The 16,669-nt window shown below is 61.4% G+C and carries 18 protein-coding genes; 10 read left to right on the top strand and 8 right to left on the bottom strand.

Features of this window, described 5'->3' with window-relative positions:
* Nucleotides 1-14 precede the first annotated feature (14 nt).
* The 7 genes from NKJ12_RS23740 to NKJ12_RS23710 all read left to right on the top strand — a co-directional run bounded on the left by NKJ12_RS23740 (nucleotide 15) and on the right by NKJ12_RS23710 (nucleotide 5,769).
* Nucleotides 15-911, top strand: a complete 897-nt coding sequence (locus NKJ12_RS23740) for an ABC transporter substrate-binding protein (RefSeq protein ID WP_352705403.1) — start codon at nucleotides 15-17, stop codon at nucleotides 909-911.
* A gap of 42 nt (nucleotides 912-953) precedes the next feature.
* Complete coding sequence (locus NKJ12_RS23735; RefSeq protein ID WP_502905724.1) at nucleotides 954-1,130, top strand: type II toxin-antitoxin system VapB family antitoxin; 177 nt, start codon at nucleotides 954-956, stop codon at nucleotides 1,128-1,130.
* A 262-nt stretch (nucleotides 1,131-1,392) separates the two neighbouring features.
* Nucleotides 1,393-1,911: a sigma-70 family RNA polymerase sigma factor gene (locus NKJ12_RS23730; RefSeq protein ID WP_254820200.1), complete on the top strand. Its 519-nt coding sequence runs from the start codon at nucleotides 1,393-1,395 to the stop codon at nucleotides 1,909-1,911.
* Entirely contained in the window at nucleotides 1,908-2,699 is a 792-nt protein-coding gene (locus NKJ12_RS23725; protein WP_352705401.1) for an anti-sigma factor family protein, read from the top strand. Before NKJ12_RS23730 ends, NKJ12_RS23725 begins: the two co-directional genes overlap by 4 nt.
* Before the next feature lie 208 nt (nucleotides 2,700-2,907).
* Entirely contained in the window at nucleotides 2,908-4,014 is a 1,107-nt protein-coding gene (locus NKJ12_RS23720; protein WP_254820202.1) for a peptidase C39 family protein, read from the top strand.
* Nucleotides 4,011-5,474: a RimK family ATP-grasp domain-containing protein gene (locus NKJ12_RS23715; RefSeq protein WP_352705399.1), complete on the top strand. Its 1,464-nt coding sequence runs from the start codon at nucleotides 4,011-4,013 to the stop codon at nucleotides 5,472-5,474. Before NKJ12_RS23720 ends, NKJ12_RS23715 begins: the two co-directional genes overlap by 4 nt.
* 22 nt (nucleotides 5,475-5,496) lie before the next feature.
* Nucleotides 5,497-5,769 (top strand): DUF3303 domain-containing protein, encoded by a 273-nt coding sequence (locus NKJ12_RS23710; RefSeq protein WP_254820204.1) that lies wholly within the window; start codon nucleotides 5,497-5,499, stop codon nucleotides 5,767-5,769.
* A 129-nt stretch (nucleotides 5,770-5,898) separates the two neighbouring features.
* Here the strand turns inward: NKJ12_RS23710 and NKJ12_RS23705 are convergent, their stop codons facing one another.
* From NKJ12_RS23705 to ygfZ, 3 genes are all read right to left on the bottom strand, one after another.
* Nucleotides 5,899-8,037 carry a putative bifunctional diguanylate cyclase/phosphodiesterase gene (locus NKJ12_RS23705; RefSeq protein ID WP_352705397.1) on the bottom strand — a complete coding sequence of 713 codons (2,139 nt, stop codon included), beginning with the start codon at nucleotides 8,035-8,037 and terminating at the stop codon, nucleotides 5,899-5,901.
* 64 nt (nucleotides 8,038-8,101) lie between these two features.
* Nucleotides 8,102-8,734: an HD domain-containing protein gene (locus tag NKJ12_RS23700; protein ID WP_023677753.1), complete on the bottom strand. Its 633-nt coding sequence runs from the start codon at nucleotides 8,732-8,734 to the stop codon at nucleotides 8,102-8,104.
* Nucleotides 8,734-9,594, bottom strand: coding sequence for a CAF17-like 4Fe-4S cluster assembly/insertion protein YgfZ (gene ygfZ / locus NKJ12_RS23695; RefSeq protein ID WP_352705395.1), 861 nt, complete (start codon nucleotides 9,592-9,594; stop codon nucleotides 8,734-8,736). The genes NKJ12_RS23700 and ygfZ overlap by 1 nt, the downstream gene beginning before the upstream one ends.
* A gap of 83 nt (nucleotides 9,595-9,677) precedes the next feature.
* Here ygfZ and NKJ12_RS23690 point away from each other — a divergent pair, with 83 nt between their 5' ends.
* On the top strand, nucleotides 9,678-11,009 hold the full coding sequence (locus tag NKJ12_RS23690; protein WP_352705393.1) for a dihydroorotase: 1,332 nt from the start codon (nucleotides 9,678-9,680) through the stop codon (nucleotides 11,007-11,009).
* A 33-nt stretch (nucleotides 11,010-11,042) separates the two neighbouring features.
* Here NKJ12_RS23690 and NKJ12_RS23685 read toward each other — a convergent pair whose 3' ends face one another.
* The 4 genes from NKJ12_RS23685 to NKJ12_RS23670 form a co-directional block, all read right to left on the bottom strand.
* Complete coding sequence (locus NKJ12_RS23685) at nucleotides 11,043-11,846, bottom strand: hypothetical protein (RefSeq protein WP_352705391.1); 804 nt, start codon at nucleotides 11,844-11,846, stop codon at nucleotides 11,043-11,045.
* Between the two features lie 80 nt (nucleotides 11,847-11,926).
* Nucleotides 11,927-12,184, bottom strand: coding sequence for a hypothetical protein (locus NKJ12_RS23680; RefSeq protein ID WP_008874920.1), 258 nt, complete (start codon nucleotides 12,182-12,184; stop codon nucleotides 11,927-11,929).
* A gap of 373 nt (nucleotides 12,185-12,557) precedes the next feature.
* Nucleotides 12,558-12,935, bottom strand: coding sequence for a TIGR02301 family protein (locus NKJ12_RS23675; protein WP_023677748.1), 378 nt, complete (start codon nucleotides 12,933-12,935; stop codon nucleotides 12,558-12,560).
* A 48-nt stretch (nucleotides 12,936-12,983) separates the two neighbouring features.
* Entirely contained in the window at nucleotides 12,984-13,409 is a 426-nt protein-coding gene (locus NKJ12_RS23670; RefSeq protein WP_352689570.1) for an NUDIX hydrolase, read from the bottom strand.
* Nucleotides 13,410-13,530: 121 nt separating this feature from the next.
* Here NKJ12_RS23670 and NKJ12_RS23665 point away from each other — a divergent pair, with 121 nt between their 5' ends.
* Nucleotides 13,531-14,292 (top strand): SOS response-associated peptidase, encoded by a 762-nt coding sequence (locus NKJ12_RS23665; protein WP_352705441.1) that lies wholly within the window; start codon nucleotides 13,531-13,533, stop codon nucleotides 14,290-14,292.
* 57 nt (nucleotides 14,293-14,349) lie between these two features.
* Here the strand turns inward: NKJ12_RS23665 and NKJ12_RS23660 are convergent, their stop codons facing one another.
* The gene (locus tag NKJ12_RS23660; RefSeq protein WP_254820210.1) at nucleotides 14,350-14,499 is read right to left on the bottom strand and encodes a hypothetical protein; all 150 of its coding nucleotides are present in this window, start codon (nucleotides 14,497-14,499) and stop codon (nucleotides 14,350-14,352) included.
* Nucleotides 14,500-14,917: 418 nt separating this feature from the next.
* Between NKJ12_RS23660 and cysS the strand changes: the two genes are divergently transcribed.
* The gene (gene cysS, locus NKJ12_RS23655; protein WP_352705389.1) at nucleotides 14,918-16,450 is read left to right on the top strand and encodes a cysteine--tRNA ligase; all 1,533 of its coding nucleotides are present in this window, start codon (nucleotides 14,918-14,920) and stop codon (nucleotides 16,448-16,450) included.
* Nucleotides 16,451-16,669: the final 219 nt, after the last annotated feature.

Here is a 16,669-nt window from a genome sequence, read left to right as displayed (position 1 = left end):
TGGAGGACAGCGCGTTGCTCATAAACGACATAGCTACGATCGGCATCATCACGGCAGGCCCTGGGGGACCAATCGAAGGCTTCAAGGAGGGGCTGAGAGAACTGGGATTTGCCGAAGGCCGGAGCATTCGGTTTGAGCAGCGATCGGCCAATGGTGATTTGGGCAGGCTTCCCACCCTGGCGACGGAACTGGTTAGGCTGAACGTCGACCTTATCGCCGTGATCGGGGCGGTAACCGCGCGTGCGGTCCAAAAGGCGACAACGGAGCTCCCCGTCGTTTATTCTGTCGTCTTCGATCCGGTCAGTGATGGCCTAGCCGCAAGCCTGGAGAAGCCCGGCGGCAACATGACAGGAGTAACCAGCTTCGATCCAAACCAGGCGCGGACGCATGTCGAGTTGTTGCGAGCCGTCTTACCAGCGCTCTCCCGCATCGCGATCTTGAGCGATCAGGGGGTGTCCGATTGCCTGTCAGCCTCCAATGCTGGGGCAATACAAGAATTTGGGCTGAACCCGCAGGTTCTCCGCATTATAGGGCCTCAGCCCGATCTTGACGGCGCTTTTGCAGCGATGGATCGCGAGCTGGTCGAAGCGCTCATCGTCCTCGAGGAGCCGATCATTGCAGCACTCCGCGCAAGAATCGCGGAGCTTGCCCTTGCGCGTCGCTTGCCAACCATCTTCGCGCGGGAGCAGATCGATGCGGGAGGTCTGTTCTGCTACGGCACCAGCTTGCGAAGCGCAACATATCACATGGCCCTGTGCGCGAAGAAGATTCTTGATGGCAAGAGCCCCCGCGACATACCAATTCAGACTTTGTCCCAGCACGAATTGGTGGTGAACTTGCAGACCGCGAGAAAGCTCGGTCTAACGGTGCCTTCAAATATAGTAAATAGAGCGGTGCGTGTGATTGAATAGTACTGCGGCCGCTGACCCGCAGCAAGGGAGACATAGGATCAAATGGCACTCTATATGCGAGGCCCCGAAGTGGATGCTTTAGCGACTATGTTGCAGCGCCAGACGGACGCTCCAAGCAAAACGGAGGCGGTGCGGACCGCGCTTGTGCACGAACTCGAACGCAGTCGCACCAATGTGTCGCTTCGCGGCCGGATTGCCAGCTGCAAGCCGAGGCGGTGAGGATCGGCCTGCCCAATCCTGACTTCGATATGAAGAAATTCACAGACGAGATGTGGGAAGACTGACGTTTGTCGACGCGCCGCTATTCGTCACCACGCATTTCTTTCAACTTTCGGATGCAACCCGGGAATAAACCTGCCACTGGCAGCGTTATTCAGTTGCTTGGGTGACCGGGGCGGCGGACCGCTTCGCGCTGGCCGCTTGCGCCGCGCTGCAAAGGCGCGTTCAATCACCACGGACAGGGGCTCCAGAACCAGCGGTCATGGACGAAAAGAAGGCAGCAATCCTGGGTGAAATACCGCGTCTGCGCCGCTATGCACGCTCGCTGTTGCGCGACCGCGATTCCGCCGACGATCTCGTCCAGGATTGTCTCGAGCGGGCGCTTGTGCGGCTCGACAATTGGCAGACAGGAGAAAGCCCCAGGAGGTGGCTGTTTACGATCATGCACCATTTGTTCATCGACCAGATGCGCAAGGTGAACCGGCGCGGCGAGGCGGCGATGCTGCCGCTCGAGACAAGCGAGGCGCAGGCAGCACCCGCCGAGCAGGTCGAGAGCATCGCCTCGCGCGAGATCGTCGACGCGCTGCAGGCGATCAGCCCTGACCGGCGCGCGGCACTTGTGATGGTCGCCATCGAAGGGTTTTCCTACGCCGAAGCCGCCAACATCCTTGGAGTGCCCGCCGGCACTTTGATGTCGCGCATCGCGCGCGGGCGTGACGAACTGCGAGCGCTGCTGGATGATACCGCGCGCCGCCGCTCGATAAGGATCGTTGAGAAATGAGCCGGCGCGATTTCTCCGAACGCGACATCCACATGGCTCTCGATGGCGAGTTGCCGGGCGACGAGCGGACGGCCTATGAGGCATGGCTCGAGGCCAATGCCGAGATGAAGGCCAAGAGCGCACGCTACGCCGCCGACCGGGAAGCGTTGCGCGCAGCCTTTAATGGCGTGCTGGACGAACCCGTGCCGGTGCGGTTGAGCAAGGTGGTGCTTGGCGAGGCGCCGGTGGCCAGAGTATCGCCGTCGCGCTCGCGTTGGTGGCTTGCGGCCGCCGCTGCCGCCATCCTGGCGATTGGCGGTGCTGGCGGCTACCTTGCCGGCATCGGCGGCCTCGGCCTGGAAAATACCGCCGAGGACCAGCTTGCCGAAGAGGCGATCGCCGCCCACGTCATCTATGCCGCCGAAACGCGGCATGCGGTGGAAGTGCCGGCAAGCGACAAGGATCATTTGCAGAGTTGGTTGTCGAACCAGGTGGGTCTGAAGCTCGTCGCGCCGGATCTGGCGGCGCAAGGATTCCAACTGGTCGGTGGCCGGCTGCTGCCCGCCGGCCAGGGCAAGGCCGCGATGCTGCTTTACGAGGACGTCAAGGGCGAGCGCATATCGCTCTTCGTCACCGCAGAATCGGCAGCCAAGGCCAAGGGCACCTATGGGGAGGACGATGGTCCTGAGGCCGTCTATTGGCTGGACAAGGGTTATGGCTGCGCCGTCGTCGGCTCGCTGCCGCGCGAGCAACTGGCCGCAGTGGCCAAGAGTGCCTATGGCCAGCTTTTGGCGGGCTTGCAAAGCTGAGCAGGCTCTCGCTCTTCCGAAGCCGCGCCGATGCCTAAACACGGAGGTCGTTCAAAGCCTTTGCGCGACCTGCCTGCAGTCAAAACTGTCACAATTCGGCCCTAATCGAGGTGCGATAGCGCTTGCTTAATGCTGGCACTTCGGCTGGTGTGACCGATGTTTAGACTAGGGCCGTTTCCACAACCCAATCGAGGTTTTCTGAGCCCGCATGCCTGCCGAGATTCGCAAGGCCCGCGCGTCCGACGTCGATGACCTCGCCGCCATCGAAAAAGCCGTTTTCTCGAGTGATCGCATTTCTCGCCGCTCCTTTCGCCAACTGATCGAACGCGACACCGCCGAGCTGCTGGTTGGCGAAAGCGATGGCCGCGTCGCCGGCTATGCAGTCGTGCTGTTTCGCAAGGGCAGCGGCGTCGCCAGGCTTTATTCGATCGCCGTTGGTCCATTTTTCGGCGGCCGTGGCGTTGGCCGGCTGCTGCTGGAAGAGGCCGAGGCCGCCGCTTTCGAGCACGGCCGCATGATGCTTCGTTTGGAAGTCCGCGAGGACAACCCGCGCGCGATCCAGATCTACGAGCAGAGCGGCTACCGCAAGATCGGCCGCGAACCGGACTATTACGAGGATGGCGCCACGGCGCTGCGCTATGAAAAGACCTTGCGCGGCGACATTCCGGTCGCCACCGAAGTGCCGTTTTATCAGCAGACGTGCGAATTCACTTGCGGACCATGCTGCCTGATGATGGCGATGGCTTACTTCGGCCCCGGATTCGTGCCGGATCCGGTGATGGAAATCAGGCTGTGGCGTGAGGCGACGACCGTTTTCATGATGTCGGGGCCGGGCGGCTGCGAACCGTTCGGGCTTGCCGTCGCCGGCTATGAGAGCGGGCTTGCTGCTGAGATCTATGTCTCCTTCTACGGCGCGCTGTTCCTGCAGTCGGTGCGCAGCGAGGACAAGCGCCGCGTCATGGAGCTGGCGCAGGTCGACTTTCGCCGCCGCGCGGAACTTTACAGCATCCCGGTGAATTACCGTTCATTCGGGCTTGACGACATTCGCACCGCGATCGCAGAGGGAAAACTGGTGCTGGTCCTGATCAGCGGCTTCCTGATGTTCGGCAAGAAGGTTCCGCACTGGGTGTTGGCCATCGGTGACGACGGCGATCATATCCTGATCCACGACCCCTGGGTCGAGGACGAGCGGCAGGAGACGATCCTCGATGCTGCCAACATTCCCGTGCCTTACGGCATCTTCATGAACATGGCGCAATTCGGCCGCGACGGATTGCGCGCCGCCATCACTCTCGGAAAGCGCGATAGCCAATGACCTGGGTCATCCTTACCGGCCGGCAGAACGATCTTGACCAAGTGGCGACGCCGCACAAGATCATCACCAATCGCGACTACCTTGCCCATCCGGCACTGTTTCGCGGTCAGCGCCCGAAGGTCATCAACCTGTCGAACAATTACGGCTACCAGAGCCGCGGCTATTACGCGTCGCTGCTTGCTGGTTCGCGCGGCCATAAGGTCATCCCGACGGTCGAAACGATGATCGACCTGTCGGAGCGCAAGCTCTATGAGCACGCGTTGCCGGAACTCGAACTCGCACTCAACAAGTGCCGCAAGGACCTGGGTGGCGCTTTTCCGCAGAAGGTCTGCATCTTCTTCGGCATCGGACCATCCAGGATCTGGGACCGCTTCGCAAAACTTCTGTTCGACTGGTTCCGTGCCCCGGCGCTCGAGGTCCACATCAGGGACAGCGCCGAATGGGCCTCGATCCGCAAGATCGGCTTCCATCCACTGGCCAGGATGACCGAGGACGAGGAAACGCACTTTCTCCAGTGCCTGGAGACCTACACCAACCGCGAGTGGCGCGACACCAAGGGCCGCACGCCGGCGCGCTACACTTTCGCCACGCTGGTCGATCCGCATGAGGAACTGCCACCGTCGGAGATTTCGTCGCTGCGCCACTGGGCCAAGATCGCTGAAAAGATGGGCGTCGAAATCGAGCCGATCACCAAGCGGGATCTGGCCAAGCTCGCCAACTACGACGCGCTGTTCATCCGCGAGACCACTTCGATCTCCAACCACACCTACCGCTTTGCCCGCCGCGCCCAGCAGGAAGGCATGCCGGTCATCGACGATCCGCTGTCGATGATCCGCTGCACCAACAAAGTCTATCTCAACGAGCTGATGACCTACAACAAGGTACCGGTGCCGCCGACGGTGATGATAGCCGGTACCTCGGACCTGGAACTTGCGGCGCAGACGCTGGGCTTCCCCCTGGTGCTGAAGATCCCGGACTCCTCGTTTTCGCGCGGCGTCAAGAAATGCGGCACCTTCGCCGAGCTGAAGACGCTCGCAACCGAATGGCTGGAGGATTCCGACCTCCTGATCGCGCAAAAATTCATTCCGACGGAATATGACTGGCGCGTCGGCGTCCTCGGCGGCCAGCCCTTGTTTGCCGTCCATTATCTGATGGCCAAGAAACATTGGCAGATCGTCAATCACAAGGCCAACGGCAAGCCCGACCAGGGCGGCATCAAGACCTTCACCCTGAAGGAAGCGCCGGCCCATGTCGTCGAGACGGCGGTGAGCGCGGCGCGTTGCATCGGCGACGGCCTCTACGGCGTCGACCTCAAGGAAACCAGGGACGGCGTCTTCGTCATCGAGGTCAACGACAACCCCAACCTCGACCACGGCTGGGAAGACTCCGGCGAAAAAGACGAGGTCTGGGTGCGGCTGACGCAGTGGTTCCTGGAGCGGCTGGACCGGCCGGGCCGATAATATCCGAACTGAGGGGAAAAAGATGCTGTTCTTCGTAACCGAGGATTTTCGCGGCTGCGACCGCAAGGAGATCTACCGCCGTTTCCGCGACCAGGGCCGCCTGAAGCCGGACGCGCTTCTCGTGCACCACAGCTGGATCGCAGCGGATATGAGCCGCTGCTTCCTGCTGGTGGAGGCCGATGACATCACGCTCCTGCAGCGGTGGGTTATCGAATGGGCCGATCTGGTCGAATTCGAGATTGTTCCTGTGGCGACGAACAAGGATATGGTTGAGGCTTTGAGCGGGCACCTCTGACCCGGCAAGGAACCTCCTGGTTCGCCACACCTGAATGCCGCCTTCTCTATCAAGGAATTAACACGCGAATCGAGCGTCATCTCAAGGAGATCTAAGCCGGTTGCCCGCGCTTCCGCGAGACTGTCGCACTTAGCCGGACTGCCGGATCGTCGCGCTCGACTTCAGCAGCCGATTGATGTCCGACGCCTTTGACGGCACGCCGATCAAATAGCCCTGGGCCTCGACACAACCCTCCTTTTGCAGGAATTCAAGCTGCGCTTCGGTCTCGACACCTTCGGCGGTGACGGTGATGCCCAGCTGTGCGCCAAGCCCGATGATGGTGCGCACGATCGCCGCGGTATCGCGACTGTCGATGTCACGGGTGAAAGAGCGATCGATCTTGATCTTGTCGACGGGAAAGCGCCTGAGGTAGCCCAACGACGAATAGCCGGTGCCGAAATCGTCCAGCGCGATGCGGACGCCCAGATCGCGTAGCTGCCTGAGTGTCTTGAGCACCAGATCGCTCTCGTCCATCAGCACCGTTTCGGTGATTTCCAGTTCAAGTCGGTTGGCCGGCACGCCCGAGAATGCCAGTGCCGAAATGACGCTGCGGGCAAAGATACCGCTTTTGATCTGCACGGCGGAGACATTGACTGCGATGCGCCAAGCCGCCCAGCCGGCCGCGGCCGTGCAGGCTTTTCGCAGCGCCCATTCTCCAAGCGGCACGATCAGCCCGGTCTCCTCGGCGGCCGGAATGAAGTCGTCCGGCCGCACAAGGCCGCGCACCGGCGATCGCCAGCGCATCAAGGCTTCGGCGCCGACGATTTCGCTGGAGGCGATGTTCATGATCGGCTGGAAATCCAGCTCGAATTCGCGGCGCGACAGCGCTGCCCTGAGATCGATTTCGAGCGCCCGGCGTGCCCGCACCATCGCGTCCATGGCCGGTTCGAAGAAGCGGTAGAGGTTGCGCCCTTCGCTCTTTGCCCGATAGAGCGCCATATCGGCATTTTTCAGCAAAGTCTCGGCGTCCTTGCCGTCATTCGGAAACAGCGCGATGCCGAGACTGATGCCGACACGCATGTCGTGTCTCTTGTCGCGAAACGGCTTTCCGATGATCTCGACTATGCGTTTGGCCAGCTTTTCCGCGTCGCCCGGGCTTTTGAGATTGAACAGGATGATGACGAATTCGTCGCCGCCGAAGCGGGAGACAACGTCCGTTTCATTGCGCAGGCACCGTTGCAGCCGTTCGGCCACGCATTTCAGCAGCCAGTCGCCGGCGGGGTGACCCCAAGTATCATTGACTGCCTTGAAGTGATCGAGGTCGAGCGAGAATATCGCCAGCGATCCGTCTCTCGTCTCGCTCAGGGCTTGGTCGAGCCGTTCGCGAAGCATCGAGCGATTGGGCAGGTTGGTCAGTGTGTCGTGGTGCGCAAGATGGGTCATGCGCTCTTCCACACGCCTGCGCTCGGTGACGTCGTCGAACGTCGCGACCCAGCCGCCGCCGCTCATCGGCCGGCGCGCAACCAGCAGCGTCCTGCCGTCGGCGAGATGACGATGCGTTACGTGTGTTTTCCCCGCCCGCAGGCAGGCTTCGATTTGCGAGATTTCGCGGTCGGGGTCGAGCTTTGTATAAATGCCCAGTTCCAGCAGCCGCTTGAACGCATCACGGTGGCTCATACCAAGCGGGAAGTCGGCGGGCCTGACATGATAAAGTTCCAGGAAACGTTCGTTGCGGACGATCAGCTTGCCGTCCGCATCGTACATCAAAAGGCCTTGCGACATGTTGGCAAGTGCTGCGTCGAAACGGCGGTGCTGCTCCTTCAACTCCTGCTCGGCGCGCCGTTGCTCGGTGATGTCCTCGTAGATCGAGACCCAGCCACCTGACGCCAGCGGCCGATGCGAAATGTTGACGATGCGCCCGTCTGCAAGCGTTTCCTCATAGGTGGAAGGTTTTGCCTGGTCGATATAGGGCTTGCGGATGGCATAGAGTTGCTCAGCGCTTTGCGAGGCGATGCCGATGTCCACGCTGTGCTGGAGGATGTCGAAAAACCGGATGCCAGGCCGCACCACTTCGGCGTCGAGGCGAAAGATGCTGATGTAGTTCCTGTTGCAGATGATCATCCGTTCATCGGCATCGAACATGCACAGGCCATGCGACATGTTCTCGATCGCTGCCGAAAAACGCTCGTTCTGTTCGCGCAGCTCGTCTTCGATCCGTAGCGGCAGACCAACGCCTTTGGCCCTCCGTCGGCGGACGGATGAACCAGCCTTGATACCGGCAACGGGCATGAGGCAAGCCTATGGACCATGGTTAACCACGGCACTGTTGTCCCTGCCGGTTAATTTACCGTTTTCAGCCGGCTGGAACGGCAGTCTGGCGTCGCGACTTTTCGATTGCCGCAAACCGTTTAAGAAAGGCATTCTGCGCCCAGGTCACCGAGCGCGGCGTGACATCGAAGCGCTCGGCGTTGAAACCGCGCGGCCTGCCGAAGAACTCGGTCGCCTCTGCCGTCGAAAAACCCGCAAGCAGCGTTGCTTCGAAATAAGCGGCGATCTGATCCGCTCGCTTGATTTCCTTGCGCAGCCCCGCGTCGAGTTCGGCCGGCAGTGAAAAGCGCAGATGGATGGCGCGCTGCAGCCTGATCTCGCAATCCCTGTAGCTGCCGCCCATCACGGATTTGAACGGCGAAATCATATCGCCGATGACGTATTCCGGCGCGTCATGCAGCAGCGCCGCCAACCGCGCGTCAGCGTCGGCATCCGGCATCAGTTCGCCGACAAGCGTTTCGACCAGCAGCGAATGCTGGGCGACCGAAAAGGCGTGATCGCCTCTGGTCTGGCCGTTCCAGCGTGCGACGCGGGCAAGGCCATGGGCAATATCGGAGATCTCGATGTCGAGCGGCGAGGGATCGAGCAGGTCGAGCCGGCGGCCGGACAGCATACGTTGCCAGGCACGCGGCGGCGCCCCGGCGCGGTCGGCCGCCATCAGGCGTCCTCCGCGCCGATGGCTTCCTGCGGAAAGCTGAACTTCGCCCAGGACGGGATGGCGAGCGACACGGCGACGTCGTCAGCCAGGATCGGCAGGCCGGCGTCGAGCGCTGCCTTGACCCGGTCGATGCGGGCAATGGCAAGGCCTGTCGTGCCGGCGGTAGAGCCAAGCGTGCCGACTGGTCGCCCCGCCACGGCCAACTCTGCGCGCGAAGTGGGCAGGGGGCGTTCGGCCGAGACGATCAACACTCGGCGCCTGGCAGTGCCGCGATGCTGCATGCGCGAGACGACCTCCTGGCCGACGTAGCAGCCTTTCTTGAAGCCGACGCCACCGATCTCGTCGAGCAGCACATCATGCGGAAACGCGTCGCCGAGCTGATAGTCGCTGCCGCTTTCGGCAATGCCATTGGCGATGCGAAAGGCTTGCCATGCGGCAAGGTCGCCGCCGTCTGCGGCGCCACCATAGAAGCGCGTGACGATAGCATCGACAAACCGCGCATCGGCAACCGGTGCGGATTCAAATTGCGAGGCAGTTGAATCGCTTTCCCATACGACGGTCACAACCGACTGATCTGCCTTGGCAATTTCGACTTTGGCGCGCAACTTGTAGAGCGTCAGCCGTCGCATGAAGTCATCGGTGGTCTCAGCACGGCATTCGAGCAGGAAAATATTTTCGCCAGCGCGCGAGATCAGGAAGTCGAAAAGGATCTTGCCTTGCGGCGTCAGTAAGGCGCCGGGCTTTGCTTCGCCGCGGCCTAGCGCGTCTAGGTCGGTGGTCAGGATGTTCTGCAAAAAGTGTTCGGCATCCGGTCCGGACACGGAAACGAGTGCGCGATCTCTGAGCGAGGCAAAGGGCATGGTGGGAAAACGAGCCTGATCTTGCAAAACTATCGGTCATTACGTAAGCCGCTGGCACTTCCCCCGCAAGAGACCGGATCCGCATGGCCCCCCTCTACGATCTCATCCTGACAGGCGGCACCGTGGTCAATCACGACGGCGAGGGTTTTCGCGACGTCGGTATCAATGGTGGGCGCATCGCTGCCATCGGCGACCTCCGCCAGGCATCGGCGGGCGAGACGATCGACTGCCACGGGCTGCATATCCTGCCGGGCGTCGTCGACAGTCAGGTGCATTTCCGCGAGCCGGGACTGGAGCACAAGGAAGATTTGGAGACGGGCTCCCGGGCAGCGGTGCTTGGCGGCGTCACCGCCGTCTTCGAGATGCCGAACACCAATCCGCTGACCACCAGCGAGGCAACCCTTGTCGACAAGGTGCGGCGTGCCACCGGCCGCATGCATTGCGACTTTGCCTTCTGGGTCGGCGGGACCCGCGACAATGCAAAAGACGTTGGCAATCTCGAGCGGCTGCCGGGTGCGGCCGGCATAAAAGTGTTCATGGGCTCGTCCACCGGCGACCTGCTGGTCGAGGACGACGAAGGCGTTGCCTCGATCCTGAGGAACACACGCCGCCGCGCCGCCTTTCACTCCGAGGACGAGTTCCGGCTGCGCGAGCGGCTTGGCGAGCGCATCGCGGGCGATCCGTCCTCACATCCGGTGTGGCGCGACGAGATCGCTGCATTGCGCTGCACAGAGCGCCTTGTGCGCATCGCGCGCCAGGTTCGCGCCCGGATCCACGTGCTGCACATCTCGACCGCCGAGGAGATAGGCTTCCTCGAACAGCACAAGGATGTCGCGACCTGCGAGGCGACGCCGCATCATTTGACGCTGAGCGCCGATGACTATGCGCAGCTCGGTACGTTGATCCAGATGAACCCGCCGGTGCGCGCCACGCGTCATCGCGAGGGGATCTGGCAGGGCATTGCGCAAGGCGTTGTCGATGTCCTCGGCTCAGACCATGCGCCGCACACGCTGGCCGAGAAGGCAAAACCTTATCCGGCGTCGCCGTCCGGCATGACCGGGGTGCAGACTTTGGTGCCGATCATGCTGGACCATGTCAACGCCGGCCGGCTGACGCTGCAGCGCTTTGTCGACCTGACCAGCCACGGCCCGCAGCGTATTTTCGGCATCGCCAGGAAAGGCCGTATTGCCGCCGGCTACGATGCCGATCTGACCATCGTCGATCTGAAGCGCCGAGAGACCATCGCCAACGCCCAGCAAGGCTCCAAGGCCGGCTGGACGCCTTATGACGGCAGGCAGGTGACCGGCTGGCCGGTCGGCACCATCGTTCGGGGCCGGCGCGTGATGTGGGAAGGCGAGATCGTCGCGCCGAGCCAGGGCAGGGCGGTGGAGTTTTGCGAGGCGTTGGCGGGCTAAGCTCCCTGCCTCATAAGGGCCAGGCTAAACCACTCAATCCCCAGCAACGAAGAACGTCCATTGTCCGGTCGGCGTGATGCCGACTCGGTAGAAGATGTACGCACCGAACTGCTTCATATCGTCATAGTCGCTGGCGGTGACGATCTTGAACAGCTCGACCCGCTGCCTGGTATCGAGTTTGTCCAGCGGCAGGGCGAAGAAATAGGGCCAGACATAGAGATCCTGCGGCGTGCCGGCGTCGACATGGACATAACCGGCACTGAGCACCTCTTCCAGGATGGCGAGGATCTCCTGGCCTTCCGTATCGCCCGAAAGGCCCTTCAGGAAGGCGATCGGGTCGCCCTCGATGTCACCCAGCGACAATTGGGTCATCATGTCTCCCGTGCCGATCAGCGGCCGAAGCTTTTCGATGTCGCCGCTTTTGCACGCCTCGACGATCAGATCGTGCATGCGCCTGACCGGTTCCGGCAACTTGGCCAGGTCGTAGACGACTTCGGGCACAGGCGCGTCCGGATCGACATGCGGATTGGCCATCCCGCCATCGTCCGTTGGCCCTTTCGGTTCGGTTTGCTCTGGCTCCTCGGACGGAGTCGGCTGGCGGGCTGGAGGTGGTACCGTGCCGAGTGGGCCGGGCATCGGGACGGTACTTCCAGACGGCGACATGTCGCCGTCCGGCGGCGGCGTGACCGGCGAGGGCAGGTCTTCGCGTTTGATCTCGCTGAGGGCGTGAGCGGGACTGCTCGCAAGAAACAGTGCAAGGGGAATTGTGGCGCAGGAAGCAGTAAGCCAAATGCCGAGGACCAGGCCGCGTGGCTTGCCTGATATCGAAAAATTCACCGCCTGCTACTCCCTGGTTCCAGCCCATCCATGTGCCCGGACATGATGTCCGGCGGCGCGCCGTCGTCAAAGAACCGGGATCAGTGCCGCAGTCTTTCGGGCTCGAAGGCCCCGGCAATCACCTTTTCACGCATGCGATCGAGCAGGGCAAGCGCCGAGGTCTCGCCATTGGCGCGCAGCATTTCGCCGAATGCCGTTTCGAGGGCTGCCTCGGCGATGATTTCCGGCTCGATCCCCGCCGACAATCCTTCTGCCCAGGCTTCGCTGTGGCTTTCCACGGCAGTCAGGCGCTTTTCTTCCCTGACCAGCGCGTCGATGTCGTTGACGCCATGTTCCATTGCGATGTCCACCCTTTCAAGCGGTGATCCGTTGGACAGGGATCAAGCTTGAGTTGTCCCTTTTACACGCAGGCGCAAGTAAGTATCTGTAAATGCGACATTTTTTTGGTCGTTGTCTACAAATTCCGTCGCGTCCAGCAAACTTGCATCCGATCCGTTTCAAACTTAGCCGATTAGGTCGGCCAAGGGGACGGAAACCTTCAGTTTGAGTTAATTTCACATCTGCGCGCTAACGTTTCGTTAACATAGTTGCAAAAGTGCAACATTAGGTTTGCACCAAGACCTCAGTCGAGGCAAGCGGAGAAGTGTCGAACGCGTCCGCCGCGACGGCGCCGACCATTGATGCGGCTTTTCCGGAAAGCGGCTGCCGTCGTCAGTTTCCGTAGCGCGAAGCGATGTCGCGAGACAACGTCTCGCCTTCCTTCATGTAGCGGCTGATGGCTTCCGTCGCCGAGGCCGTGCATTGCGTATAAGTGCCGCCGAACGACCGGTAGCCGCGGTTGAAGCTGGCGATGAAGCGGGCGCGCCGCTCCGGGTTCGGATTTTCCGATGCGATCAGTTTTTCCATCTCGGCTCGCCACCGATCGCCCTTCTCGCCACACAGATTACGCAGGAAATGCAGCGAGCCGAGCACTTCCGCCAGCCGCATCAGCCCGGGCTCGAACGGTGCTTCGGCGGCAATCGCCGGGCGCGCACCGACAACCACACTGACGGCGAGGCATGCGGCGAGAAACGAAGACGTGCGGCTCATGAGGCTTTGTGCTGGAACAATTTGTCGCCTGCAAGGCGATTCTCTGGCTCACGTCTCGCCGTCTTTTTTGGGACCGAGTAGATCGTCGGCAATTTCAAGCACTGCATCGGCGAGCGGCATCGCCATCATTTCGGCCAGCGTATAGAAAGCCGCGGTTTCGGCGTCGTCGCTGGCAACCGCCTCGCCGCCGGCATAATCGGCCCCAAACACCGTCAGCCAGTAGTCGACCGGATGTCCGTCTCCGCTGCCGTCGATGTGGATTTCCCGTAGCGGCCGGTAGCTGCGCGCCTGCAATCCGGTCTCTTCCAGCAATTCGCGCCGTGCTGCCTGTTCCAGCGTCTCGCCGGCTTCGACCTTGCCGCCGGGAAAGGCATAGAGGCCTTGCGAGGGCGGCCTGGCCCGCTTGACCAGCAGCACCGTGTTCTCGCGCACGACGCAGGCCGAGACTGCCGGAATGATCTTGCGTGCTTCCATGACTCCGGATCGCTCGATTGGCACAGCCCGTTGTGGACCGACCGTCGGCGAACAGCTTTAGCGGTTGCGAAAGGCAGGTTCCATGGCCACTTTCATACGCCACCAATCGAAAGCTGAATTCATGTGCGGACGCTTTGCTTTGACAGCCACTCCGGACCAGACCGCCGCCTTTCTCGGCCTGGCGGAACTTGAGGAGTTTCCGGCCCGCTACAATATCGCGCCGACGCAGCCGGTGCTGATGGCGCTCGCCGGATTGACGCAGGCGCCGGGCTCGAACCTGCCCGACCGCCGCTCGATTCTGGTGCGCTGGGGCCTGATCCCTGCTTGGGTGAAGGATACGCGTAACTTCCCGCTGCTGTTCAACGCGCGTTCCGAGGGGGCTTCGGAAAAGGCGTCGTTTCGCGCTGCCATGCGCCATCGCCGCGCCCTGGTGCCGGCTTCGGGATTCTACGAATGGCACCAAACCGGTGGCAGAAGAGGGCAGCCCTATTGGGTGCGGCCAAGACAGGGCGGGCTTGTCGCCTTCGCCGGGCTGATTGAGACCTATGCCGAGCCGGGCGGTTCGGAAATGGACACCGGCGCCATTCTGACCGCCCACGCCAATGCCGATACTGCCCATATCCACGACCGCATGCCGGTAGTGATCCATCCCGAGGATTTCGCACGCTGGCTGGATTGCCGCACGCTCGAGCCGCGCGACGTGGCCGATCTGCTGAGACCTGCCCAGCCCGATTTCTTCGAAGCGATCCCGGTTTCCGACCTCGTCAATAAGGTCGCCAATACCGGGTCGGAGATTCAGGAGAAGGGCGTCATCGAGCCTGAGCCCGAGAAGGTCAAGCGCCAGAAGTCCGGCGCGAACGACAGTCAGATGAGTTTATTTTAGCAAAAGCTACTGTTACTGGTTCGCCGTGAGCGCCTCAATCTTCACCCGACCGCATTCTCAGGCAGCGCGCGGCGAGACGATCTTCTGTGCCGGCTTCTTCTTCTTCGCGGTGTGCAGAAGAGCGGCGACGATTGCTGCCGGGCCGATCGCTCGGTAATAGCTGGCGAGCGCCGGTTGCTTGGCACGGCTGGGTTCCTGCTTGGGCATTCTTCTCTTCCCTAGTAACGTCTTCGTGTCTGCGTTTGCTGGCCGAATCCGACCAAATCGTGACGCTTGCTGATCTAGCCGGCGAATGTTTCATGACAGTGCCGACATGTTTAATAAAATGTTTCAGTGCCGCATTTCCTGTGATCCAACGATATTTTTGGCGAAGGTAGCGACTTGACGGCAACACCGGGCAAGGCGATAAAGCCGGCCATGAAAACGCCTTTCGCCATTTGTGGCATTTGCATTATCGGCTAGCCTCGCGCTGGTCCTGGACGTTTTCGCCTCATCTCCTCCAAGATTGGACAAACGCCCCGGCCAGCAGGCTGGAGCCCGATTTGCGCCTCGGCGTAACTGGCTTCATCCAGAGCACGATCCCAAAGATCATGCTCAACCAAAGTAACGCACCGGGAACGCACGTATGTCTGACGCATCGAAGAGCCTGCGCCTCTACAACACGCTAACGCGGAGCAAGGAGGATTTCTTCCCGATCGATCCGCGCAACGTGCGCATGTATGTCTGCGGCCCGACGGTCTATGACTTCGCCCATATCGGCAATGCGCGGCCGGTGATCGTCTTCGACGTGCTGTTCCGTTTGCTACGCCATCTCTACGGGCAAGCGCACGTCACTTACGTCCGCAACATTACGGACGTCGACGACAAGATCAACGCTCGCGCGCTGCGCGATTTCGGCGGCGAAATTGCATCGGGCAAGCTGTCGCTGAACGAAGCGATCAGGCGGGTCACCGAAAAGACCGCCGGTCAGTTCCACAAGGACGTTGCGGCGCTCGGTTGCCTGGAACCGACGGTCGAGCCGCGCGCCACCGAGTTCGTCGAGCCCAGGCCCGACGGCAAAGTCGACATGATCTTCTTGATTCAACGCTTGATCGAACGCGGCCATGCCTATGTCGCGGCTGGAGAAGTCTTGTTCGACACCGCTTCCATGCCGGATTATGGGCAGTTGTCGAAGCGCAATCTCGATGAGCAGCAGGCCGGCGCCCGCGTCGCCGTCGATGCGCACAAGAAGAACCCACAGGATTTCGTGCTGTGGAAATTGTCGTCGCCCGAGGAGCCGGGCTGGGACAGCCCGTGGGGCAGGGGTCGGCCGGGCTGGCACATCGAGTGCTCGGCGATGTCGGCCGCCTATCTCGGCGAGGTGTTCGACATCCATGGCGGTGGTCTCGACCTGATCTTTCCGCACCACGAGAACGAGATCGCGCAATCGCGTTGCGCCCACGGCACCGAAACGATGGCCAAGATTTGGATGCACAACGGTTTCCTGCAGGTCGAAGGTCAGAAGATGTCCAAGAGCCTGGGCAATTTCTATTCGATCACAGAATTGCTGGAGACGGATACCTTTGGCGGCCGCAAATGGCCGGGCGAGGTGCTCAGGCTGGCGATGCTGATGACGCATTATCGCGAGCCGATCGACTTTTCCGTGCGCAAGCTGGAAGAGGCGGAAAGGCTGCTTACGAAACTCTACCGTCGATTTGATGAAATCTGGCCCGTGAACCCAATCACACCGGAACCTCGAATATTGGAGCATCTGCTCGACGATTTGCAGACATACGATGCGTTCCGCACCGCTTCTTCATCTGCGTACGGGGCTGGGGATGATGCGGGCCGAGTCTTGGCTGGTCTAAAACTTCTGGGTCTTATGCAGCACACCCCAGATGAATTCTTACGTGGCGTCCCAGCTGTGACTGAGACGAAGGCCGTCGCCCACGCAAGCATTCAGGAGGAGGACGACACCCTCGACGCATACGGCTCTGTTGGTCCCACCAAGGATCGTATCAGAGCGCGTATAGACGAAAGACTCGGTCTTATTCGCGAAAAGAACTGGGCCGAGGCCGACCGCATCCGCGAGGAGCTTCTGGCGCAAGGCGTGCAATTGAAGGACGGAAAGGACCCGGTCACCGGCGCCCGCATCACCACCTGGGAGGTAAAGCGGTGAGGGTGGAGGTCGAAATGTGTGCAAGGCTGGCGAAGGCTTTTGTGATGGCCGATCTCCCCACTTGCGGGGGAGATGTCCGGCAGGACAGAGGGGGGTGGGAAGGACCGCCGACTTTCGACGTAACCCATTCGCACCCCGGAACCTGCTTGAGGGCGTGGCTCCGATCGGTTGACAGGCCGGAGGGACAGTACCCCCCTCTGTCCTGCCGGACATCTCCCC

Origin of the sequence: Mesorhizobium sp. M0195, from assembly GCF_040322115.1 — a bacterium.
GTDB lineage: Bacteria > Pseudomonadota > Alphaproteobacteria > Rhizobiales > Rhizobiaceae > Mesorhizobium.
This window is presented reverse-complemented; position numbering and strand designations above follow the sequence as displayed.